The organism is Streptomyces klenkii (genome assembly GCF_003626645.1).
Lineage (GTDB): Bacteria > Actinomycetota > Actinomycetes > Streptomycetales > Streptomycetaceae > Streptomyces > Streptomyces klenkii.
In genome coordinates, this window is the sequence record NZ_RBAM01000007.1 from 228,070 (window position 1) to 250,395 (window position 22,326).

Here is a 22,326-nt window from a genome sequence, read left to right on the forward strand (position 1 = left end):
GGAATCTCCAAGTGACGCGATCCTCAGCCGTCGTGGAATGGGACACGTGTGACGGCCGTTAGCATGGGAGTCCGCGCTGGGGCAAGACCATTTGGGAAGGTGTCATGACTGACAACGTCGACGGAATGCCCGGGAAATTCGCGATGCTCGGTCTGACTTATGACGACGTCCTGCTGCTGCCGGGCGCTTCGGAGGTCCTGCCGAACGCCGTCGACACCTCCTCCCGGGTCTCGCGCAACGTCCGGGTGAACATCCCGCTGATGTCGGCGGCGATGGACAAGGTCACCGAGGCGCGCATGGCCATCGCCATGGCCCGCCAGGGCGGCGTGGGCGTCCTGCACCGCAACCTCTCCATCGAGGACCAGGCCAACCAGGTCGACCTGGTCAAGCGCTCCGAGTCCGGCATGGTCACCGACCCGATCACGGTCCGCCCGGACGCCACCCTCGCCGACGCGGACGCCCTGTGCGCGCGCTTCCGCATCAGCGGCGTGCCGGTCACCGACGCGGCCGGCAAGCTGCTCGGCATCGTCACCAACCGCGACATGGCCTTCGAGCTGGACCGCAGCCGCCAGGTGCGCGAGGTCATGACGCCGATGCCGCTGGTCACGGGCAAGGTCGGGATCTCCGGCGAGGACGCCATCGAGCTGCTCCGCCGCCACAAGATCGAGAAGCTGCCGCTGGTCGACGACTCCGGCGTGCTCAAGGGCCTCATCACGGTCAAGGACTTCGTCAAGGCCGAGCAGTACCCGAACGCCGCCAAGGACGCCGAGGGCCGCCTGATCGTCGGTGCCGCCGTGGGCGTCGGCGACGAGGCCTACGACCGCGCCCAGGCGCTCGTCGAGGCCGGCGCCGACTTCCTGGTCGTCGACAGCGCCCACGGCCACAGCCGCGGCATCCTCGACATGATCGCCAAGGTCAAGTCCAACATCAGCGTCGACGTCGTCGGCGGCAACGTCGCCACCCGCGACGGCGCCCAGGCGCTCATCGACGCCGGTGTCGACGGCGTCAAGGTCGGCGTCGGCCCGGGCTCGATCTGCACCACCCGCGTCGTCGCCGGCATCGGCGTCCCGCAGGTCACCGCGATCTACGAGGCCGCGCGGGCGTGTCACGCCGCGGGCGTGCCGCTGATCGGCGACGGCGGCCTCCAGTACTCGGGCGACATCGCCAAGGCGATCGCCGCCGGTGCCGACACGGTGATGCTCGGCTCGCTGCTCGCGGGCTGCGAGGAGTCGCCGGGCGAGATGGTCTTCATCAACGGCAAGCAGTTCAAGTCCTACCGGGGCATGGGCTCGCTGGGCGCCATGCAGTCGCGCGGCCAGGCCCGCTCCTTCTCCAAGGACCGCTACTTCCAGGACAACGTCCTCTCCGAGGACAAGCTCGTGCCCGAGGGCATCGAGGGCCAGGTGCCCTACCGCGGCCCGCTGGGCTCGGTGGCCCACCAGCTCATCGGCGGCCTGCGCGCCTCCATGGGCTACGTCGGCTCGGCCAACATCCAGGAGCTCAAGGACAAGGGCACCTTCGTCCGCATCACGTCGGCGGGCCTCAAGGAGAGCCACCCGCACGACATCCAGATGACGGTGGAGGCGCCGAACTATTCGCGCCGGTAACGCGGACCCCCGGCCGGGGGTCCGGGGGTTGTCCCCCGGAAGGCGCTGTCAGATGACGGTGGAGGCGCCGAACTACTCCCGCCGGTAAGAGGCACTACGCCCACCGGTAGTAGTACGCGTTTCAAGCAGTTTATGGAGCCCGCGACCTCTCAGGCCGCGGGCTCCGCCGCGTCGGGGATACTGGATGCGGCAGGACGTAGAAGGAAAGGCCACACACGTGACTGAGATCGAGATCGGGCGCGGCAAGCGCGGCCGCCGGGCGTACGCATTCGACGACATCGCCGTCGTCCCGAGTCGCCGTACCCGCGACCCGAAGGAGGTCTCGATCGCCTGGCAGATCGACGCCTACCGCTTCGAGCTGCCGTTCCTGGCCGCCCCGATGGACTCGGTCGTCTCGCCCGAGACCGCCATCCGGATCGGCGAGCTGGGCGGTCTGGGCGTCCTCAACCTCGAGGGCCTGTGGACCCGCTACGAGGACCCGGAGCCGCTGCTCGCCGAGATCGCCGAGCTGGACGAGACCGCGGCGACCAAGCGGCTTCAGGAGATCTACGCCGCCCCGATCAAGGAAGAGCTGATCGGGCAGCGCATCAAGGAGGTCCGCGACTCCGGTGTCGTGACCGCCGCCGCGCTCTCGCCGCAGCGCACCGCGCAGTTCTCCAAGGCCGTCGTCGACGCCGGCGTGGACATCTTCGTGATCCGCGGCACCACCGTCTCCGCCGAGCACGTCTCCGGCGCCGCCGAGCCGCTGAACCTCAAGCAGTTCATCTACGAGCTCGACGTGCCGGTCATCGTCGGCGGCTGCGCCACGTACACCGCCGCCCTGCACCTGATGCGCACCGGCGCGGCCGGTGTCCTCGTCGGCTTCGGCGGCGGCGCCGCGCACACCACCCGCAACGTCCTGGGCATCCAGGTCCCGATGGCGACCGCCGTGGCCGACGTGGCCGCCGCCCGCCGGGACTACATGGACGAGTCCGGCGGCCGCTACGTGCACGTCATCGCCGACGGCGGCGTGGGCTGGTCCGGCGACCTGCCCAAGGCCATCGCCTGCGGTGCGGACGCCGTGATGATGGGCTCCCCGCTCGCCCGCGCCACCGACGCGCCGGGCCGCGGCTTCCACTGGGGCATGGAGGCCGTCCACGAGGACGTGCCGCGCGGCAAGCGGATGAACCTGGGCACGGTCGGCTCCACCGAGGAGATCCTCACCGGTCCCTCGCACACCCCGGACGGCTCGATGAACATGTTCGGCGCGCTGCGCCGTGCCATGGCCACCACGGGCTACAGCGACCTCAAGGAGTTCCAGCGGGTCGAGGTGACGGTCGCGCCGTCGCAGCACGACAAGCGCTGACGTCTGACGCGCAGCAGCTTGCCCGAAGGGCCCGGACCGCCGTCGCGGTCCGGGCCCTTCGGCATGCCGGGGCAGGGGGCGCGGGCCGTCAGCCGCCGAGCTTGCGGGCGGTCTGGAAGGCGCCCGCGCCGCCGAGTATGAAGAAGAGCGCGTCGATCGGCTCCAGGTATTCCTTCCACGCCTTGTTCAGCGTGTCGAAGTGCTCGGTGAACACCTGGCTGACCGGGATGTTGGCGATGTCGCTCAGCTCCAGGGCGATGCCGAAGATCTGGCCCAGGTAGACGCCGAGCAGGCCGAGGAGCGCACCGGCCACCGGCAGCGCGGGGTTGCGCCCGCCGACCTTGCCGAGGGCGGCGCCGATCAGGGCGCCCGTACCGACGGCGAGGTAGCCGATCTGGCCGCCGTCGGAGGCCTTGAGGATCCCTCCGTAGACTCCGGCGCCCACGAGCATGGCCACGATGCCGAGGACCACGGCGAGCCCGGGGTTGCCCCGGCGGACGGGCGCGGGCGGTGGGAAGCCGCCGGGGGCGCCGTACGGCGGCGGGGGCTGCTGCCCGTAGCCGTAGGGCTGCTGGTGGGGCGGCTGCTGCGGCTGGTGCTGCGGCGGGTACGGCTGGGGCGGCGGCTGGCCGTACGGGTTGTGCTGGGGCGGCTGCTGTGGTTGCTGCGGCTGCTGCCAGGGCTGGCTCATGTGCGATGTCCCCCGAATGTCCTGGGCGTTGGAGTAAGGGCTAAGTAAAGGCCAAAAGGTATCAGCGTGCTACGACAGCAATCCGCCACCCACGGTGATCATGTGGCTGTGAACTCCGTATAAAAGTTCGACCGTAAGGAATAATGGCAACTTATGGCGCAAAGCAAGTCGTTCAGCGGCAGGGACATGGGGATCGACCTCGGCACGGCGAACACCCTGGTGTACGTGCGCGGGAAGGGAGTGGTGCTCAACGAACCGTCAGTCGTCGCCGTGAACGCGGACGACGGCAGCGTGCTCTCGGTCGGCTCCGAGGCCAAGGAGACCATAGGCCGGACCCCCTCGAACATCGTCGCGGTCCGCCCGCTGCGCGACGGCGTCATAGCCGACTTCGAGGTGGCCGAGCGGATGATGCGGCACTTCATCAAGAAGGTCATGGGCAACCGCTTCTTCGCCCGCCCCCGCGTCGTGGTGTGCGTGCCCTCCGGCATCACCGGCGTCGAGCGGCGCGCCGTCATCGAGGCCGCCTCGCGGGCCGGCGCCCGCCAGGTGCACCTCGTCGAGGAGCCCATGGCCGCGGCGATCGGCGCGGGCCTGCCCGTCAGCGAGCCGACCGGCTGCATGGTCGTCGACATCGGCGGCGGCACCACCGAGGTCGCCGTGATCTCCCTGGGCGGCATCGTCACCGCCCGCTCCGTCCGTACGGCCGGCGACGCGATGGACGCGGCGATCATCTCGTACGTGAAGAAGGAGTACTCCCTCGCGATCGGTGAACGCACCGCGGAGGAGATCAAGATGAACATCGGCTCCGCCGCCCCGACGGGCTACTGGTCCGCCGCCGGGCTGGCCGCCCTCGCCAAGCAGCTGGAGAAGGACAGCGGCCTGGAGGAGGTCGGCGGGGACCCGGAGGAGACCCAGGGCCTCAAGCCGCCGGAGCGCTGCACCATCCGCGGCCGCGACCAGGTCAGCGGCCTGCCGAAGACGCGCGAACTGACGGCCGACGAGATTCGCCACGCACTGTCGGAGCCCGTCGACGCCATCGTCATGGCGGTCCGCCAGACCCTGGACGAGACCCCGCCGGAGCTGTCCGGCGACATCATGGACCGCGGCATCGTCCTCACGGGCGGCGGCGCGCTCCTGCGCGGCCTGGACGTGCGGCTGAGCAAGGAGCTCGACATCCCGGTCATCATCGCCGACGACCCGCTGGACTGCGTGGCGGTCGGCACGGGCCGCTGCGTCGAGGACTTCGCGGCCCTGAGGACGGTCCTGGACGCCCCGAACAGGGCACTGGGGCTGGGGAGGCTGTAGCCCTCAAAAATTTTCAGCCCGCTCGGATCCTCAAACGTCGGCCTGGCAGAGAATCAGCCTGTCCGGCGTTTGAGGACAAGCGCCGTCAGGGCGCGAACCTGACCGGTCAGGGGGCACCCCTAGAGCCGATGCCCCGCGCCAGCGGGAATCGCTCCGCGCGTGTCCAGCAGCAGCTGCGCCTTCACAGCGAGACCTTGCAGGTCATACGTCCGGTGATGCTGCAACAGCACCGTGAGGTCGGCCGCGGCCGCAGCCTCGTACACGCTGTCGGCCCGCGGCACCGGCCGCCCCATCACCCGCCACTGCGCCACGTGCGGGTCGTGGTAGCTGAGCTGGGCGCCCAGCTCCATCAGCCGTGAGGCGATCTCCCGGGCGGGCGCCCCCTGCTGGTCGGAGACGTCGGCCTTGTAGCTGACGCCCAGGAGCAGCACCCGCGCGCCGCGCGCCGACTTGCCGTGCTCGTTGAGGAGCGTGGCGCACCGCTGGGTGACGTACCGCGGCATGCGCCCGCTGACCTCCTGCGCGACCTCCACCATCCGCAGCGGGTAGCCGAGGCTGCGCCCCTTGTACGAGAGGTAGTTGGGGTCGATGGGGACGCCGGGGCCGCCCACCCCGGGCCCCGGGCGGAACGCCTGGAAGCCGAACGGCTTGGTCTCGGCGCAGCGCACGACGTCCCACAGGTCGACGCCGATGTCGTGGCAGAAGACGGCCATCTCGTTGACGAGGGCGATGTTGACGTAGCGGTAGTTGGTCTCCAGGACGCGGACCGCCTCGGCCTCGCGCAGGCCGCGCGCGCGGACGACCTTTTCGCAGACCCGCCCGTAGAAGGCGGCGGCGGCCTCCGTGCAGGCGGGGGTGAGGCCGCCGATGACCTTGGGGATGCCGGCGTAGGCGTGGCGCTTGTTGCCGGGGTCGACGCGGCTGGGGGAGTAGGCCAGGTGGAAGTCGTGGCCGGCGCGCAGCCCGGAGCCGGATTCGAGCAGGGGGCGCAGGAATTCCTCCGTGGCGCCCGGGTAGACGGGGGACTCCAGGAGGACGGTGGTGTGCGGGCGGAGCCGTACCGCGAGGGCGCGGGCGGCGGCTCCGATGGGGCCGAGGTCGAGGGCCCGGTCCTCGCCCAGCCGGGCGGGGGCGCAGATGACGGCGGTCCGTACCTTGCCGAGCTCGGCGTCGGCGGTCGTGGGGCGGAAGCCCGCGGCGAGCATCCGGCGGACCTCGGCGGCGGTGAGGCAGCCGTCGGCGCACTCGGGGGGCAGCCGGCCGGCGCGCAGCTCGGCGACGGTGTGCGGATCGGGGTCGTAGCCGATGGTGTCGATGCCGGCGGCGGTCGCGGCCTGGGCGAGGGGGAGTCCGAGGTGGCCGAGTCCGATGACGGCGAGATCTGCGGGCATGGCGAGGCGGTCCTTCCCGGGGAGCCGGGGGTTTTCGGCACGCGGACGAGTTACATCAGGTTAAGCGGATATATGACTGTTATTCGGGATCAACGCGGCCCGGCTCGCTCCCCTGCGCCGCCGGCGCGGCCAAACCCGCGGATCTGGGGCAGCATCGAAGGAGGAGCAACCAAGCGCGGGGACCAGCGGAGCAACCGGCGGCCGAAACGGAGGCAGCGGTGAGGACAGCGACACTCGGGCCGGACGAGCGCGGTGCGGCGCTCGCCCGGATGGCGGAGCGGGAACTGGACATCCTGGTCGTGGGCAGCGGCGTCGTCGGTGCGGGCACCGCGCTCGACGCGGCCACCCGGGGGCTGACGACCGGCCTGGTCGAGGCGCGCGACTGGGCGGCGGGCACCTCCAGCCGCTCCAGCAAGCTCATCCACGGCGGCCTGCGATATCTGGAGATGCTCGACTTCGCCCTCGTCAGAGAGGCCCTCAAGGAGCGCGGGCTGCTGCTGGAGCGGCTCGCCCCGCACCTGGTCAAGCCCGTGCCCTTCCTCTACCCGCTACAGCACCGCGGCTGGGAGCGCCTCTACGCGGGCACGGGCGTGGCGCTCTACGACGCGATGTCCGTCTCGTCGGGCCACGGCCGGGGCCTGCCCACGCACCGCCACCTCTCCCGCAAGCGGGCCCTGCGCGTCGCCCCCTGCCTGAAGAAGGACGCGCTGGTCGGCGCGCTCCAGTACTACGACGCCCAGATGGACGACGCCCGCTACGTCACCACCATCGTGCGCACCGCGGCCGCATATGGCGCTGACGTCGCCAACCGGGCGCGAGTGACGGGTTTCCTGCGCGAGGGCGAGCGGGTGGTCGGCGCCCGGGTGCGCGACCTGGAGCAGGGCGGCGAGTTCGAGATCCGCGCCCGGCAGATCGTCAACGCCACGGGCGTGTGGACGGACGACACCCAGAAGCTCATCGCCGAGCGCGGGCAGTTCCACGTACGGGCCTCGAAGGGCATCCATTTGGTGGTGCCCAAGGACCGCATCCACTCCACCACCGGGCTGATCCTGCGCACCGAGAAGAGCGTGCTCTTCGTGATCCCCTGGGGCAGGCACTGGATCGTCGGCACGACGGACACCGACTGGGACCTGGACAAGGCCCACCCCGCCGCCTCCAGCGCGGACATCGACTACCTGCTGGAGCACGTGAACGCCGTCCTGGCCGTTCCCCTGACCCGGGACGACGTGCAGGGCGTGTACGCGGGGCTGCGTCCCCTGCTGGCCGGCGAGTCGGACGCCACGAGCAAGCTCTCGCGCGAGCACACCGTGGCCCACCCCGTGCCGGGGCTGGTGGTCGTGGCGGGCGGGAAGTACACCACGTACCGCGTGATGGCCAAGGACGCCGTGGACGAGGCGGTGCACGCACTCGACCGGCGCGTGGCCGAGTGCGTCACGGAGGACGTGCCGCTGGTCGGCGCCGAGGGCTACAAGGCGCTGTGGAACGGGCGCGCCCGGATCGCCCAGCGCACCGGCCTGCACGTCGCCCGCGTCGAGCACCTGCTCAACCGCTACGGCTCGATGGTGGACGAGGTGCTGGAGCTCGTCGCCGCCGACCCGTCCCTGGGCGACCCGCTCACCGGCGCCGACGACTACCTGCGGGCCGAGGTCGTCTACGCCGCCTCGCACGAGGGCGCGCGCCACCTCGACGACGTCCTCACCCGCCGCACCCGGATCTCGATCGAGACGTTCGACCGCGGCACGCGCAGCGCCCGGGAGGCCGCCGAGCTGATGGCGCCGGTGCTGGGCTGGGACCGCTCCCAGGTCGAGAAGGAGGTCGAGCGCTACGAGAAGCGGGTGGAGGCGGAGCGCGAATCGCAGTTGCAGCCCGACGACCTGACGGCCGATGCGGCACGGCTGGGGGCGCCGGACGTCCAGCCGATCTGACGCCTGGTCGGTGGTTTTCGGCCACTACGTAACGTCTGGGACGACTGCGTCTGATGAGCATCATGTGACAGCTCCGACGCGCCGGGAACCGCCCTGTCCGAAACCGGGTCCTGTAAAGGCAACGGACCCGTGCGGCACCCGGGGCCGGTGCCGCGCCGGGCGCCGGCCGGCCGCCGCGGCGCAGGTCGGCCAGGCCGGCACGGCGGTTGCGCGGCAACTGCCGCCGTGCGCTGCACGGAGGGCGCCGGGTGGCGGGTTGCCCGTATTGTCCGCAAGCCGGTGGACCCTGGCCTTCCGCCGGTCTGTGGATGAGAGACAATGGTGGCTCTGCCAGGGTCGGTTGGTCGCAGAGCTGATTGCCAGAGGGGACGCATGTCGGAGGCGGAGCAGACGCAGGGCACGGCAGGGCGCCTCCTGGCCGGGCGGTACCGCCTCGGGGACGTCCTCGGCCGCGGCGGCATGGGTACGGTCTGGCGGGCGAGCGACGAAACCCTCGGCCGCACGGTGGCCGTGAAGGAACTGCGGTTCCCGGCCAACATTGACGAGGACGAGAAGCGACGCCTCATCACGCGCACACTGCGCGAGGCGAAGGCCATCGCCCGGATCCGCAGCGCGGGCGCCGTCACCGTCTACGACGTGGTGCACGAGGACGACCGCCCGTGGATCGTCATGGAGCTCATCGAGGGCCGCTCGCTCGCCGACGTCATCCGCGAGGACGGGCCGCTGAAGTGGCGCCGGGGCGCCGAGGTCGGCCTCGCCGTCCTCGACGTGCTCGGCGCAGCGCACCGCCAGGGCATCCTGCACCGCGACGTGAAGCCGTCCAACGTGCTCATCGCGGACGACGGCCGCGTCGTCCTCACCGACTTCGGCATCGCCCAGGTCGAGGGCGACCCGTCCGTCACCTCCACCGGCATGCTCGTCGGTGCCCCTTCGTACATCTCCCCCGAGCGCGCCCGCGGTCACAAGCCCGGCCCGCCGGCCGACCTGTGGTCCCTGGGAGGCCTGCTCTACGCCGCCGTCGAGGGCGTCCCCCCGTACGACAAGGGGTCGGCCATCGCGACCCTCACCGCCGTCATGACCGAGCCGCTCGGCCCGCCGAAGAACGCCGGCCCGCTGGCCGAGGTCATGTACGGCCTGCTCGCCAAAGACCCCGAGAAGCGGCTCGACGAGGCCGGCGCCCGCGCGCTCCTCACCGACGCGGTCAACGCCCCTGACGAGCGCCTGCCCCCCAAGCGGCAGCCCTCGTCCCCGGACCTGGACGCGACGCAGGCCATCGCCGTCCCGCCGATACCGGAGGCGGCCGCGCCCGCCAGGCCCGCGCCCAAGTCCCCGGTGCCCCCGGTGTCGCCGGCGAAGCGGCCGGGTGCGGCCGTGGGCCGGACCGCGGACGCCCAGCCGTCGCAGGCCTCGCCCGGCCCGATGCCCGGGGTCCCCGGCGTGCCGCCGCGGTCCGCTGAGGCGACGAAGTCCACCACCCGTCAGTTCTCCGGCGGCACTGCCGGCGGACCGGGTGCCGTCGGCGGCAGCCTGCTCGGCGGTAGCGGGCGGCGGACGCCGATCCTGGAGGCCGTGCCGCGCCGGACGCTGGTCGTGGCCGCGGTCGTCGTGGTGCTGGCCGTGCTCGGCACGGTGCTCGCCTTCGCGCTGAGCGGGGACGACGGCAGCGACAAGGAAGGCAAGAAGCAGGGCAAGTCCGTCACGGGGACCGGGCGCGTGGCGTCGCCCGGAGCCTCCGGCAAGGCGGGCGGCGAGCCCAAGGTGATCCAGTCCCAGTCCGCCGCGGCCGTCTCCGGCGGTAAGAACGCGGACGGCGCCAAATACCAGCACATCGAGAACGACGAATACCACTTCGGGATCTCCATCCCGGAGGGCTGGACACAGACCGGCACCGCGGGCGAGCACTCGGGCGCCATCTACAGCGCCTCGGGCGGCTTCCCGCGCGTCCAGGTCGACTTCGGCCCCGAGCCCAAGGACGACGCGGTCAAGGCCTGGCGGGATGCCGAGGGCGGCGCCAAAGGCAGCATGCCCGGCTACAAGGGCCACTCGATCCAGGACATCCGCGGCTGGGTGGGCCACGACTACCCGACCATCGCGGACTGGTCGTTCGAGCGCGACCAGAACGGCAAGCGCGTCCAGGTCCTCAACCGCGGCTTCAAGGTGGACGACGAGCACGGCTACGCCATCATGATCACGTGCGAGAAGGGCAAGTGGGGCGACGCCGACTGCCGGTCGCTGCGCGACATGGCTTTCAGGACGTTCACACCCGAGGACTGAGCTCCTTGGTCCTTACGGGCTGAGCCTCTCCGGTCATTTTGGGCTGAGTCGTTCGGCCCGTCCAGGCTGGGCCTCTCGGACTCGTCCGGGCTGGGCCTCCAGGGTCTGAACTCGACGGGGTTGAACCTCTCTTCGGCGCTACGTACATCCGAAACCCGAGTGACGCGGGGGAGCGGATTCCACTCGACGGACGGGTGTGGCGGGACGGACGCCATCCGGTCGATCCGCTGAGCGACGTACTGAGCCGTACGCGCCCGAAGGGGCGGGTTCGGCACGTATCGTGAGGCGTCATGGACGGTGCGCAGCCGCAATAGGCGGCCGATTGACCGCTGTTGGCGGTTGTCCGGGCATTCGGGCGAGGTGTGGATCGCGCGCTTGGGGAGGCGTCGTGGACGACTACGCGGGTCGGATCCTGGCCGGCCGGTATCGCCTTCCGTTACCGCCCTCCGATGTGTTCGAGCTCGTCGAGACCCGCGCCTTCGACACCTTGAGCGGGCAGGAAGTCCTCGTCCGGCAGATCCCGCTGCCGGAAGTCGTGGACGCGGAGGTGGTGGACGCCTCCGGCGGCTGCCCGGGCCTCGGCCAGGGCCCCGGCCCCGCCGCCTACGGCGCGGGGCGTGCGGGGAGGGCGGCCGCTGACGATCCGGCGGTGAACCGCGCGCTGGCCGCGGCCACGGCCGCCGCGCGGGTGCCCGACCACCCCCGGCTCGACCAGGTCTTCCACGTCTTCGCCGAGGGCGGCAGCCTGTGGGTCGTCAGCGAGCTCGTCCCGGCCCGCCCCCTCGCCGCGCTCCTCGCCGAGCGGCCCCTCTCGCCCCACCGCGCCGCCGAGGTCGCCGCCGACGTCCTCACCGCTCTGCGAGCCCTGCACGCCCACGGCTGGACCCACCGCAACATCACCACCCGCACGGTCCTCATCTGCGACGACGGCCGCGCCGTCCTCACGGGCCTGGCCGCGGGCGCGGCCGAGGAGGCTCTGTGCGGCTACAACCCCGTTCCGGAGGGCGCTGACCTGCCTGCGGGCATGGATGCCGGGGCGGGCCCGAACGGCGGGGTGGGTATGGACGCCGGGGCCGGCTCGAACGCCAGGGGCGGTATGCCGTCGACGCGGGGGGCGCCTCGCGGGGCGGCGCCGCTGCCGGGGCGGCCGGGGCAGTCAGGGCGGCCGGGGCAGCCGGGTGGCTCGGCGCCGGGCGGTGGCCCGAGGGGAGCAGGCGGGTCACAGCCCGGGCGCGGTTCAGGGCTTGGCTTCGGCCCTGGACCCGGTCCGGATTCCGGGTTCGGCCAGGGTTCCGCGCCGCGCGGCGGCGCACCAGGAGGAGGCGCCCCCGGCGGCGCTGCTCCGCCGCGCCCCGGCGGGCAAGAGGCCGGGCCCTCGCCGTCCCCGTACCGGGACCAAGGCGCCGCAGGAGGCTTCCTCCCGCCGGGCGGTCCCCGCGCGTCGGGGCAGCCCTGGCCACCGGTCAACTCCCGGCCACCGGCGGGCGGGCAGGGTACGGGGCGCCCCGGCAGAGGACAGCCGGGTGGACAGGGGGCCGGAAGCGGAGCCGGGCAGCCGGGCGCACCGGCCGGCCCCCGGCAGGTGCGCTCTTCGGCGATCGCCGCCTACCGCGCGGGCGCCGCCCGGGCCGCCGCCGCCCGCGCAGCCGGGGAGAACGCCCCGCCCGCCACCCCCACCGGCTCGTCCACCTGGGGCGGTGGCAGCGCCGCCAGCGGCGCGGCCCCCACACCCGCCCCCTGGGCCGACCCCGGCTCCCCCCACGGCTCCTCCTCCGGCCGGAACCGGCCGCCGGGCCCGCCCGGAGCGCGCAGCGGCCCCGCCGGACCGGGAAACGCCGCCCGGCCGGACGTCCCCGAAGTGAAGCTCCCCGGATCCGCCGCCTCCTGGCCCAGCTTCCCCGGGCTGGCCGTGCCCCCTCCCTTCGCCGCTCCCGGGCCGCCACCGGCCGCACCGCCGGGCCCCCGCCCCGGAGCGGGCAATGGGCCCGGCTCCGGCCATGGAGCCGGCAACGGAGCCCCGCCCCCGCGCGCGTCGCAGAGACCTGGCCAGAGCCCCGAACAGGGCCCCGGACACAGCCCCGCAAAGAGCCCCGAGAGCAGCCCCTTCGCGACCGTCCCCGGCAGCGAATCCCCCGACAAGCCGCCCGCGCCCTGGGGAGCCGCAGGACAGCAGCCCGCCGGAGCCCTCGCCGTCGAGCGCGCCCGGCAGGCCCGTATGGTCGTCGTCGGCGCCGTCACCGAGCGATGGGCCCCGGAGCAGGCCTGGCCCGTACAGGAGAGCTGGCAGCTCGCGCCGCCCGTCGGACCCGCAGCCGACCTCTGGGCCCTCGGCGCCCTGCTCTTCCGCGTCGTACAGGGGCACGCCCCGTACCCGGAGGACAGCACGGCCGAACTGGTCCGGCTCGTGTGCGTGGAGCCCCCCGCCTTCGCGGAGGAGTGCGGCGCCCTGCGCCCCGTGGTCGAGTCGCTGATGCGTAAGGACCCCGCCGAGCGCCCCGAGTTCGAAGAACTCCGCGGATGGTTGCGCTCCCTGATCCGCTCCGCGCCCGAACCGGAGCCCGGCGGCCGCACCCTCACCGTGCCCGACACCGTTCCGGACGCCCCCGCCGACGAGCACCGGCTCCCGGTCGTCCGCCGCAAGGGCGAGCTGGTGCGGCGCAGACGCGGCCGCCCCATCACCGCCGTGGATACCGCGCAGTCCGCGCACGGCCGTCACAAGAAGACGGCCAGGGACAGCGCCCCCGTCCCCCGCTCCGGCACGCCCCGCACCGGGCATCTACAGGAACAGCGCGGCCGCCCGGCCCGCCAGGCGTTCGGCCTCGGCCGGCTGCTGCTCGGCCTGGTCATGCTGCTCCTCATCGGGGCCGCCCTGTACGCGATGCTGTTCATGCCGCGCGCCGAGGACAGTGCAGGCCAGGCCCGCGCGGACCATACGGGCTCGGCCGGTGCCCGCAGCGCCGCGCCCCGGTCCCCGGGCACCGCCGGCACGCAGGGCGGGACCAAGGCGGCGGGTGGGACCGGCGCCTCGGGAGCGGCGACGGCGGAGGAGCGGATCGCCGAGTCCGACGGCGTCGCCAAGGGTTTCGCCCTGCGCAAGGACCCCAAGGGGTTCACCGTGGCCGTCGCCAAGGACTGGCAGCGCCGCGGGGAGAACGACCGCGGGCAGGTCGTCTACGCGGGCGGCGAGTACCAGCTCGTGGTGGTCCCCGGCCGTGACAAGGTCGCGGACTTCGGCAGCGACCCGATGGCGTACCAGCAGGACAAGGAGCCCGAGCTGGAGGCCTACCGCTCCTCCTCGTGGTCCGGCGCCGGCGGGCTGCGCCGCATCGACGTCGGCGGGACGGCGTCGGCGGAAGGCACCTTCAACTGGAACGACAGCAGCGGCAGGCAGGTCTATGTACGCAACTCCGCCACCATCGTGAACGGCCGCTACCACCTCCTCCAGATCATCGGGCCGATGAACGAGCAGCGGGCAGTGGACCGCTACTTCGAGCAGGCGACGGCCACCTACCGGGCGGGCGGCTGAGCGGACCGGGCGAAGCGCTCGCGCAGCTCGTTCTTGAGCACCTTGTGCAGGGTGTCGTCGCGGGGGAGCCGCCCGACCAGCTCCAGCTGCTCGGGGACCTTGTGTACGGACAGCCCGGCGTCCGCCAAGTGGGAGGCCACTTCCCCGAGGGTGAGCCGCCGCGCTCCGGGGGCCTGCTGGACGACGGCGCAGACCCGCTCCCCGCGCACGGGGTCAGGCAGCCCGATCACGGCGGCGTCATCGATGAGCGGATGGCTCCGCAGGAGCTGTTCGACCTCCTGCGCGGAGATGTTCTCGCCTTTGCGGATGATGACGTCTTTGGCGCGGCCCGTGATGACGAGGTGGCCGTCGGCGGTGATGCGCCCGAGATCGCCGGTGAGGAGGAAGCCGTCGGCGTCGAAGGCCTCGGCGCTCTGGGCGGGGTCGAGGTAGCCCCGGCAGACGGCCTCGCCGCGCAGCCGGATCGCACCCTCGGCGCCGGGCGGTACGGGTGACCCGCCGGCGTCGGTCACGCGGATCTCCATGCCCGCGGGCGGCCGGCCTTCCGTACCCGCAAGGTGCTCCGCCGTGTCCTCCGGATCCCCCATCGTGATCATCGGGGCTTCGGTCATGCCGTAGCCGTGCACCAGCGGGCAGCCGAGCTCGCGGGCGACCTCGTGATGCAGTTCCGGTGGCCTGGGCGCGCCGCCGCCCGCCAGGAGCCGGAGGGTGGGGATGATCCTGCGCCCGGGCTGCCGGCGCTGCTCGGCGAGGAACATCGTGTAGAAGGCGGTCGAGCCGCCCGCGACGGTGACGCCGTTACGGCGGTAGGCGCCGAGCGAACCGGGGAGGGAGAAGTGCTCCACGAGGAGGGCGGGGAAGCCCCGCAGGAGCAGCATGACGGTGTAGTCGGGCCCGGCGACGTGCGCGTAGGGGAAGGCCATCGACCCGACGTCGTCGGGGGTGAGGCGCAGGGCGGCGGCCAGGTGGCTGCCGGCGGCGATGAGCCCGCGGTCGGTGTGCAGGGCCCCCTTCGGCGCGGAGGTGGTGCCGGAGGTCCAGTAGATCCAGCGAACGGCGGTGCCGTCGGCGGGCGGGGGCGGAAGGTCCGCGGGGTCCCCTTCGGGCAGGGCGTCGTAGGCGGTGAGGACGAGGGGCGGCGAGGGGAGCGCGAGGGCGAGCCGGTACGCCATGAGGGTGTGGTCGAAGCCCCGCCACACGCCGGGGACGGCGAAGAACCCGGCCTCGGCGGCCCGCAGGGCGTGGCCGGCCTCGCGGTCGCGGTAGTAGGGGATGAGCGGCGTCTGGACGGCGCCGAGGCGGGCCAGGGCGAAGGCCAGGACGACGGTCTCGATGCGGGTGGGCAGCTGCCAGGCCACCCGGCTGCCGGGGCGCACCCCGAGCCCGTACAGCCCGGCGGCGGTGCGCTCGGCGCGCGCCCGCAGCTCGCCGAAGGTCACCGTGCGGTCGGCCGACCCGGCCGGGGCGTGCCCGGCCCCGGGGTCCGGTTCGTCGGCCTGGATGAGGGCGGGGGCTCCGGGAGTCAGGTCCGCGCGGCGGTCGAGCAGCTCCCACAGGGTGCGGGAGGCGGACAGGTCGTCTGCGGTGCCGGTCATGGCAGGACCTCCGCGATAACTGACGGGTTGTCAGAGAGTGCGGCGAAGCGTAGGCCGCCACGCCTTGCCGGTCCAGGGGGTGCGGGCTAGCCTCAAAACTGACACATCGTCAGATCGACTGGCCGGACCCGGGAAGGCCCCGATGGAACTGCCCCGCATCGTCAGCGTCGACGACCACGTCATCGAACCCGCCCACCTCTTCGAACGCTGGCTCCCCGCCCGCTACCGCGACCGCGGCCCCCGCCCCCTGACCACCGGCATCGGCCGGCTGGAGTACACCGGCGGCAGGTACACCGTCGCCATGGACCCCGACGGCCCGCCCGCGGACTGGTGGATCTACGAGGACCTCGCCGCCCCCTACAAGCGCGTCATCGCCGCCGTCGGCTTCGACCGCGACGAGATGACCCTGGAAGGCATCACCCGCGCCGAGATGCGCCCCGGCTGCTGGGACCCCGCGGAGCGCCTGAAGGACATGGACCTCAACCACGTCGAGGCGTCGCTGTGCTTCCCGACCTTTCCCCGCTTCTGCGGCCAGACCTTCGCCGAGGCGCACGACAAGGAGGTCGCCCTCGCGTGTGTACGCGCCTACAACGACTGGATGGTCGAGGAATGGTGCGGTGACAGCGGCGGGCGCCTCATCCCCCTGTGCCTCATCCCGTTATGGGACGTGGACCTCGCCGTCGCGGAAATCCACCGCAACGCCGCCCGCGGCGTACGGGCCGTGACCTTCAGCGAGCTCCCCACCTGCCTCGGCCTCCCCAGCATCCACACCGGCTACTGGGATCCCTTCTTCGCGGCCTGCCAGGAGACCGGCACCGTCGTCAACATGCACATCGGCTCCTCCTCGCAGATGCCCGCCGCGTCCCCGGACGCCCCGCCCGCCGTCCAGGCGACCCTGTCCTTCAACAACGCCATGGCGTCGCTGGCCGACTTCCTCTTCAGCGGCGTCCTCGTCCGCCACCCCCGGCTCACCCTCGCCTACAGCGAGGGCCAGATGGGCTGGATCCCCTACGCCCTGGAGCGCGCCGACGACGTCTGGCGCGAGCACCGCGCCTGGGGCGGTGTACGCGACCTCGTCCCCGAGCCGCCGTCCACCTACTACTACCGCCAGGTCTTCTGCTGCTTCTTCCGCGACAAGCACGGCATCGAAGCACTCGACACGGTCGGCCGCGACAACGCCACCTTCGAGACCGACTACCCCCACGTCGACTCGACCTTCCCCCACACCAGGCAGGTCGCCCTCGACCACGTACGCGGCCTGGACGACGAGACCGTCCGCAAACTCATGCGTGGCAACGCCATCCGAATGCTCGGACTGGACCTCGACCCCATGGGCGGGTGAGCCGCAATGGACCTCACCCTCACCAAGGACGAGGAGGACTTCCGCGACCGGCTCCGCGCCTGGTTGCACGACACCCTGCCCCGGCTGCCCCCCGAGCCCCCCGCCGACGACTGGCCCGCACGCCGCGCCCACGACAGCGCCTGGCAGCGCGCCCTCCACGACGCCGGATACGCCGGCCTCCACTGGCCCGCCCACGCCGGCGGCCAAGACGCCACACCCACCCAGCACTTGATCTTCATCGAAGAGACCGAACGCGCCGGAGCCCCTTACGTCGGCGCCAACTTCGTCGGCCTCCTCCACGCCGGCCCCACCATCGCCGCCGAAGGCACCGCGGCCCAGCGCGCCCGCTGGCTGCCACCGATCCTGCGCGGCGACGAGATCTGGTGCCAGGGCTTCTCCGAACCCGACGCCGGCTCCGACCTGGCCTCACTGCGCACCCGGGCCGTCCGCGACGGCGACTCCTACATCGTCACCGGCAGCAAGATCTGGACCTCCCACGCCGAGATCGCCGACTGGTGCGAACTCCTCGTCCGCACCGACCCCGCGGCCCCCCGGCACCACGGCATCACCTGGCTCGCCCTGCCCATGAACGCCCCCGGCGTCACCGTCCGCCCACTGCGCACCCTCGCCGGCACCACCGAGTTCGCCGAGGTGTTCCTCGACGACGTGCGCGTGCCCGTCACCCACCGCGTCGGCCCCGAGAACGACGGCTGGCGCGTCACCATGGTCACCCTCTCCTACGAGCGCGGCACCGCCTTCGCCGGCGAGGTCGTCGCCTGCCGCCGCACCCTCACCCGCCTCGCCCGCACCGCCCACGCCAACGGCCGCTGGGACGACGCCGTCCTGCGCCGCCGCCTCGGCCTCCTCCACGCCGAATTCACGACCCTGTGGCGGCTCGTCCAGTGGAACACCTGCGAGGCCGCCCACGCCGCACGCACCGGGAGCAACGGAGCCCCGGGCCCTGGCGCCTCCGTCTTCAAACTCCGCTACTCCCAAGCCCGTCAGGAGCTCTACGAAGCAGCCGCCGAAGTACTCGGACCGCAGTCCCTGGACACCCGCCACGAGTGGACGGCGCAGCGCCTGTCCTCGCTCTCCTACACGATCGCCGCAGGCACCTCCCAGATCCAGCGGAACATCATCGCCGAGCGCATCCTCGGCCTTCCCAGGGGGCGATGACCATGGACTTCCGCCTCACCGACGACCAGCGCGCCCTGCGGGCCGGCATGCGGGGCCTCCTCGCCGCCCGGTACCCCCGTGAGCGGCTGCGCTCCCTGGCCGACGCCGACGCTGATGTCGACGCCGGCGCCCCGGGCGGCCCGCCGACGCCGGACCGCGGCCTGTGGCAGGCCCTGGGGGAGGCGGGATTCTTCGCCCTGCGCCTCACGGAGCAGGACGGCGGCGCGGGGCTGGGGCTCCCCGAAGCAGTGCTCCTCTTCGAGGAGGCCGGGCGGGCCCTGCTGCCCGGGCCGCTGGTCGCCACCCACCTCGCCGCCGGACTCGTGCCGGGAGCGGCCGAGGGAGCCTGTGCTGTCACCGCCCTGGACCGGCCGGGAGCGGCCGAGCACCTCGCCTCGGCGGAAGCCGTCCTGCTCCTCGACGGCCCGGCCGCCCGGGCCCTGCGCCTACGCCCCGGCGGCGCCCCACGGGCACTGCGGGCGCGCCCCGCCCGGTCCGTGGACCCCACGACGCCCCTGCACCTCGTCCGCCAACTGCCCCGGCCGTCGAAGGGAAGCATCACGACGTTGCCTGCCGATGCTTCCCGGCTGCGCCGGGAAGCGGCGCTGCTGACCGCCGCCCAGCAACTCGGCAGCGCCTTCCGCACCATCGGCCTGGCGGTCTCCCATGCCCGGCGCCGCTCCCAGTTCGGACGCCCGGTCGGCGCCTTCCAGGCCGTGCAGCACCTGTGCGCGGAGATGCTCGTCCGGGCCGAGCTCGCGCGCACCGCGGTCTATGCCGCGTCGCTCTCCGCCGAAGCGGACGGACCGGCTGAAATCGCCACCGCCAAGCTGCTCGCTGACAGTGCAGCCATACGCAACGCTCGTGACTGTCTGCAAGTGCACGGTGGCCTGGGGTTCACATGGGAAGCGGATGTTCATCTGCACCTGAAACGTGCGTGGCTGAGGGCGGGTCAATGGCAGTCGGCAGCCGAATCCGAGGAATTGCTTGCGAATACCCTTCTGCACGAGGCTTCACACCTCCCGGAGGGTCATCACGCGAGTGATGCAACGGATGTTCTCGACGCAGAGAATGTCACGGCGTAATCGTCATGGGTGAAATACCGGGCATGTCATGCCGAACCGCTCACAGCATGTCGATATCAGGCTGTGTCCCGGACGTTATTCGTCACAGGCTGGAGTCGGGCCCCGGCTCGGGTACTCTCCCTTGGATGCGAGAGGTTCAGAAGCGCGGCGAGGCGTATGTGGCCCATGTGGCGGCGCCGGGCGTGCACATGTCTGATGCTCGTCCCGGAACAGGCCTCAAGAGCCGCCGGTGTTCGAGTCTCCTCAGCGCGCGTCGCACAGTATGCAGCAGCCTTACTCCTTTGCGCCGGAATATGCCCGAAGCGCTTGTTGGGGTGACTGTGCGTCAACCATGCTGTCTCGGAAGGCGATCACGTTCCGTGGTCCCTCGGAGACGCGAGGCGTTGTGTCCGCCGGTACGGATGGTGTGAGCGGTGCAGGTGCTTCAGATGCAGATGGAGGTCCGGGCCGACCCCGCGGAAGTGGGACGGGCCCGCAGGTGGGCGAGGTCGCGACTGGCCGGCTCGGGGATAGGCGTCGATGAGCCGCTGGCCGAGACACTGATCCTGCTGATCTCCGAGCTGGTCACCAACGCCGTCGTCCACACCGGCTGCCCGGCCGTGCTGCGCATGCTCTTCCCGGGGGCCGGCGGCGGGATGGCCGGCGTATGCGGGGGCACCGTCCGCGTCGAGGTCGCCGACATCAGCGCCCGTCCGCCCCGCCGCAGGTGCGCGGGCGGCGAGGACACCGGCGGCCGCGGCCTGGAACTGGTCGACGGTCTCGCGGACCGCTGGGGCTGGCAGGCGGAAGGCAGCGGCAAGCGCATCTGGTGCGAGGTCGACCGCGGCAGCTCCGCATGGGCCGGCGCTTTCGACTCGCCGCGCGCCGTCATAAATCGGGCTTAATCGACAAAGTCCAGACCAGGTGTTGACGTGAAGTGTCCACGTGATCACCCTTGGACGCAGCGATTCGTTGCGAGGGGACGCCGAGAGGTCCGCATTCACCGGGCTGCTCGGCGAGTACGGGTCGCGATCCGGCGCAAGAACAGGGCTCCAGCGCCGGAGCCGGCGGCGACGCGCGGTGCCGTGCTCGGGGTGCGCATCTGCACGTCGCCGCCCGCCCACGTCCGCACTCACAACACGGCGACCGGCGCCACGGGCGCGCCCACCGCCCCCTCGAAGGGCTCGGGTGTCGCCGTCAGTAGGAAGGCGTAGCGCCCCTCCTCCGCGCAGGTCGCGGAGAGCTCCTCCAGATTCCAGTTCTGACCCTGCAACATCCCCATCTCGACCAGATGGAGCGCGTGCACCGGCAGCCAGAGCCCGTCGATCTCCGGCGGGAAGACCTCGAAGCAGAGCGTGTCATTGGCGACGGCCGCGACGTCGCGCGCATGGAACCACTCGGGCGTTCGGATCGACAGCCCGGGCGACGCATTGCCGTACGCACGCCGGTCGCCCGCGAGGTAGCGCTGCATGTGCCCGGTGCGGACCACGACGACGTCCCCCGGGCCCACGGAAACCGCCCCCATGTCCTCCGCCGCCTCCAGGTCCTCCGGGGTGACGGCGTGCCCGGGGTCCAGGCGGTCCACGCCCCGCGCGCGGGCCACGTCGAGCAGCACCCCGCGCGAGACCACGTGCCGGGCCTTCTCGATGCCGCTGAAGGCAGCCCGCGCATGAGCGGTGATCGAGTCCGCCGGCCGGCCGTTGTAGATCCTGCCGCCGTGCGAGACGTGCGGCAGCGCATCCCAGTGGGTCCCCGCCTGGAGGCCCATGGTGACGGTGTCATCGCTTGTGGCCGCTGATCCCGGGCCGAACTCCTCCTGGTTGACCGAGGTCATGGTGTGCAGGGGGTTGACCCTTCCGGGGATCAGTCCGGTCTGGATCCCGTGCTGCCGCAGCGGCACGGCCAGGGCCACCCTCCGGCCGGTGAACACGGTCGCCGCGGCTTCCCGTACAACGGCGTCCGTGATCAGGTTCAGCGTCCCGATCTCATCCCTCTCGCCCCAACGGCCCCAGTTGTTGACCCGCTTGGCGATCTCATGGAACTCCGGTGGCAGTGGCATGGACGTCCTCCCCGGATCGGTCCCCGTGCGGGGCTTGTGCCTTCGCCCGCCCTGCCCAAAAATCTAACGGTCCGTCAGATAGAGCGGGAAGGGGCGTGCGCCGTGGGGAGCTTCTTGGCGGGAAAGGTGATCGCCGTCACCGGGGCGGGGCGTGGCATCGGCCGCGCGGTCGCCCTCGCCTGCGCGGCCGAGGGCGCAAAGGTCGTGGTCAACGACTACGGCGTCGCCGTCGACGGCGCCGAGCCCACGAGCGAGGTGGCGGCCGGCGTCGTCAAGGAGATCGAGGCGGCGGGCGGCAAGGCCGCCGCCGTCGCGGACGACGTGTCGGCCATGGCCGGCGGGCAGCGGATCGTCGACACGGCCCTCGCCCGCTACGGGCGGCTGGACGGCGCCGTGTGCGCCGCGGGGATCCTGCGCGAGCGGATGCTCTTCAACATGACGGAGGAGGAGTGGGACCCCGTCATCGCCGCACACCTCAAGGGCACCTTCACCGTCTTCCGCGCCGCCTCCGCCGTCATGCGCCGCCAGGGGTACGGCACCCTCATCGGCTTCACCAGCGGCAACCACCAGGGCAGCGTCGCCCAGGCCAACTACTCCGCCGCCAAGGGCGGCATCATCTCCCTCGTCCGCAGCGCCGCCCTGGGCCTGCACAAATACGGGATCACGGCCAACTGCGTCGCCCCCGTGGCCCGTACCCGCATGTCCGCCAACGTGCCGATGGAACTCAAGGAGATCGGCGACCCCGAGGACGTAGCGGCACTCGTCGTCTACCTGCTCGGCGAACAAGCCCGCGACGAAGGCATCACCGGACAGGTCTACACCGTGGCCGGACCCAAGATCGCCGTGTGGGCCCAGCCCCGCGAACTGCGCGCCGTTTGCGCCGATGGGCCCTGGACGCCGGACAGGATCGCCGACCTGCTGCCCCGCACCATCGGCACCGATCCCATGCCGATGCTCGCCCACCTGGAGGCGATGGCCGAAGCTGCCGCCGCCAAAGCCCGCCCCAACGCATGACGGGGAGCCCCT

Annotated in this window: 15 protein-coding genes; 11 read left to right on the plus strand and 4 right to left on the minus strand. The window is 72.4% G+C overall.

Annotation, left to right across the window (positions count from 1 at the left end; translation table 11 throughout):
• Window positions 1–104: 104 nt before the first annotated feature.
• Window positions 105–1,607 carry an IMP dehydrogenase gene (gene guaB / locus D7231_RS18715; RefSeq protein WP_120756603.1) on the plus strand — a complete coding sequence of 501 codons (1,503 nt, stop codon included), beginning with the start codon at window positions 105–107 and terminating at the stop codon, window positions 1,605–1,607.
• 217 nt (window positions 1,608–1,824) lie between these two features.
• Window positions 1,825–2,952 (plus strand): GuaB3 family IMP dehydrogenase-related protein, encoded by a 1,128-nt coding sequence (locus D7231_RS18720; protein WP_030368342.1) that lies wholly within the window; start codon window positions 1,825–1,827, stop codon window positions 2,950–2,952.
• 88 nt (window positions 2,953–3,040) lie between these two features.
• On the opposite strand, the gene D7231_RS36550 is transcribed toward D7231_RS18720, so the two are convergent.
• Entirely contained in the window at window positions 3,041–3,643 is a 603-nt protein-coding gene (locus tag D7231_RS36550) for a hypothetical protein (RefSeq protein ID WP_158673783.1), read from the minus strand.
• A gap of 153 nt (window positions 3,644–3,796) precedes the next feature.
• Between D7231_RS36550 and D7231_RS18730 the strand changes: the two genes are divergently transcribed.
• The gene (locus tag D7231_RS18730; RefSeq protein WP_120756604.1) at window positions 3,797–4,948 is read left to right on the plus strand and encodes a rod shape-determining protein; all 1,152 of its coding nucleotides are present in this window, start codon (window positions 3,797–3,799) and stop codon (window positions 4,946–4,948) included.
• Window positions 4,949–5,067: 119 nt separating this feature from the next.
• Here the strand turns inward: D7231_RS18730 and D7231_RS18735 are convergent, their stop codons facing one another.
• Complete coding sequence (locus D7231_RS18735; RefSeq protein ID WP_120756605.1) at window positions 5,068–6,339, minus strand: nucleotide sugar dehydrogenase; 1,272 nt, start codon at window positions 6,337–6,339, stop codon at window positions 5,068–5,070.
• A 218-nt stretch (window positions 6,340–6,557) separates the two neighbouring features.
• Here D7231_RS18735 and D7231_RS18740 point away from each other — a divergent pair, with 218 nt between their 5' ends.
• The 3 genes from D7231_RS18740 to D7231_RS18750 all read left to right on the plus strand — a co-directional run bounded on the left by D7231_RS18740 (window position 6,558) and on the right by D7231_RS18750 (window position 14,064).
• On the plus strand, window positions 6,558–8,264 hold the full coding sequence (locus D7231_RS18740) for a glycerol-3-phosphate dehydrogenase/oxidase (RefSeq protein WP_120756606.1): 1,707 nt from the start codon (window positions 6,558–6,560) through the stop codon (window positions 8,262–8,264).
• Between the two features lie 372 nt (window positions 8,265–8,636).
• A complete protein-coding gene (locus tag D7231_RS18745) occupies window positions 8,637–10,538 on the plus strand; it encodes a serine/threonine-protein kinase (RefSeq protein WP_120756607.1) in 1,902 nt (633 codons plus the stop codon).
• 388 nt (window positions 10,539–10,926) lie between these two features.
• Window positions 10,927–14,064: a protein kinase gene (locus tag D7231_RS18750; protein WP_120756608.1), complete on the plus strand. Its 3,138-nt coding sequence runs from the start codon at window positions 10,927–10,929 to the stop codon at window positions 14,062–14,064.
• Here D7231_RS18750 and D7231_RS18755 read toward each other — a convergent pair.
• The gene (locus D7231_RS18755) at window positions 14,046–15,659 is read right to left on the minus strand and encodes a class I adenylate-forming enzyme family protein (RefSeq protein ID WP_120756609.1); all 1,614 of its coding nucleotides are present in this window, start codon (window positions 15,657–15,659) and stop codon (window positions 14,046–14,048) included. The two genes, D7231_RS18750 and D7231_RS18755, sit on opposite strands and share 19 nt — an antisense overlap.
• 142 nt (window positions 15,660–15,801) lie before the next feature.
• Between D7231_RS18755 and D7231_RS18760 the strand changes: the two genes are divergently transcribed.
• From D7231_RS18760 to D7231_RS18775, 4 genes are all read left to right on the plus strand, one after another.
• Window positions 15,802–17,001, plus strand: a complete 1,200-nt coding sequence (locus D7231_RS18760) for an amidohydrolase family protein (protein WP_120756610.1) — start codon at window positions 15,802–15,804, stop codon at window positions 16,999–17,001.
• Between the two features lie 6 nt (window positions 17,002–17,007).
• Complete coding sequence (locus tag D7231_RS18765) at window positions 17,008–18,177, plus strand: acyl-CoA dehydrogenase family protein (protein WP_120756611.1); 1,170 nt, start codon at window positions 17,008–17,010, stop codon at window positions 18,175–18,177.
• 2 nt (window positions 18,178–18,179) lie between these two features.
• Window positions 18,180–19,262 (plus strand): acyl-CoA dehydrogenase family protein, encoded by a 1,083-nt coding sequence (locus D7231_RS18770; protein WP_120756612.1) that lies wholly within the window; start codon window positions 18,180–18,182, stop codon window positions 19,260–19,262.
• Window positions 19,263–19,675: 413 nt separating this feature from the next.
• Complete coding sequence (locus D7231_RS18775; protein ID WP_120756613.1) at window positions 19,676–20,146, plus strand: ATP-binding protein; 471 nt, start codon at window positions 19,676–19,678, stop codon at window positions 20,144–20,146.
• 227 nt (window positions 20,147–20,373) lie between these two features.
• On the opposite strand, the gene D7231_RS18780 is transcribed toward D7231_RS18775, so the two are convergent.
• A complete protein-coding gene (locus D7231_RS18780) occupies window positions 20,374–21,300 on the minus strand; it encodes a cyclase family protein (protein WP_120756614.1) in 927 nt (308 codons plus the stop codon).
• A gap of 102 nt (window positions 21,301–21,402) precedes the next feature.
• Between D7231_RS18780 and D7231_RS18785 the strand changes: the two genes are divergently transcribed.
• Complete coding sequence (locus D7231_RS18785) at window positions 21,403–22,314, plus strand: SDR family oxidoreductase (protein WP_120756615.1); 912 nt, start codon at window positions 21,403–21,405, stop codon at window positions 22,312–22,314.
• Window positions 22,315–22,326 lie beyond the last annotated feature (12 nt).

Bases quoted from the DNA above. Each gene is read 5' to 3' on its own strand.
- D7231_RS36550 (WP_158673783.1), bottom strand. From the start codon at position 3,643: ATGAGCCAGCCCTGGCAGCAGCCGCAGCAACCACAGCAGCCGCCCCAG.
- D7231_RS18780 (WP_120756614.1), bottom strand. From the start codon at position 21,300: ATGCCACTGCCACCGGAGTTCCATGAGATCGCCAAGCGGGTCAACAAC.
- guaB (WP_120756603.1), top strand. From the start codon at position 105: ATGACTGACAACGTCGACGGAATGCCCGGGAAATTCGCGATGCTCGGT.
- D7231_RS18730 (WP_120756604.1), top strand. From the start codon at position 3,797: ATGGCGCAAAGCAAGTCGTTCAGCGGCAGGGACATGGGGATCGACCTC.
- D7231_RS18755 (WP_120756609.1), bottom strand. From the start codon at position 15,659: ATGACCGGCACCGCAGACGACCTGTCCGCCTCCCGCACCCTGTGGGAG.
- D7231_RS18735 (WP_120756605.1), bottom strand. From the start codon at position 6,339: ATGCCCGCAGATCTCGCCGTCATCGGACTCGGCCACCTCGGACTCCCC.
- D7231_RS18745 (WP_120756607.1), top strand. From the start codon at position 8,637: ATGTCGGAGGCGGAGCAGACGCAGGGCACGGCAGGGCGCCTCCTGGCC.
- D7231_RS18770 (WP_120756612.1), top strand. From the start codon at position 18,180: ATGGACTTCCGCCTCACCGACGACCAGCGCGCCCTGCGGGCCGGCATG.
- D7231_RS18765 (WP_120756611.1), top strand. From the start codon at position 17,008: ATGGACCTCACCCTCACCAAGGACGAGGAGGACTTCCGCGACCGGCTC.
- D7231_RS18760 (WP_120756610.1), top strand. From the start codon at position 15,802: ATGGAACTGCCCCGCATCGTCAGCGTCGACGACCACGTCATCGAACCC.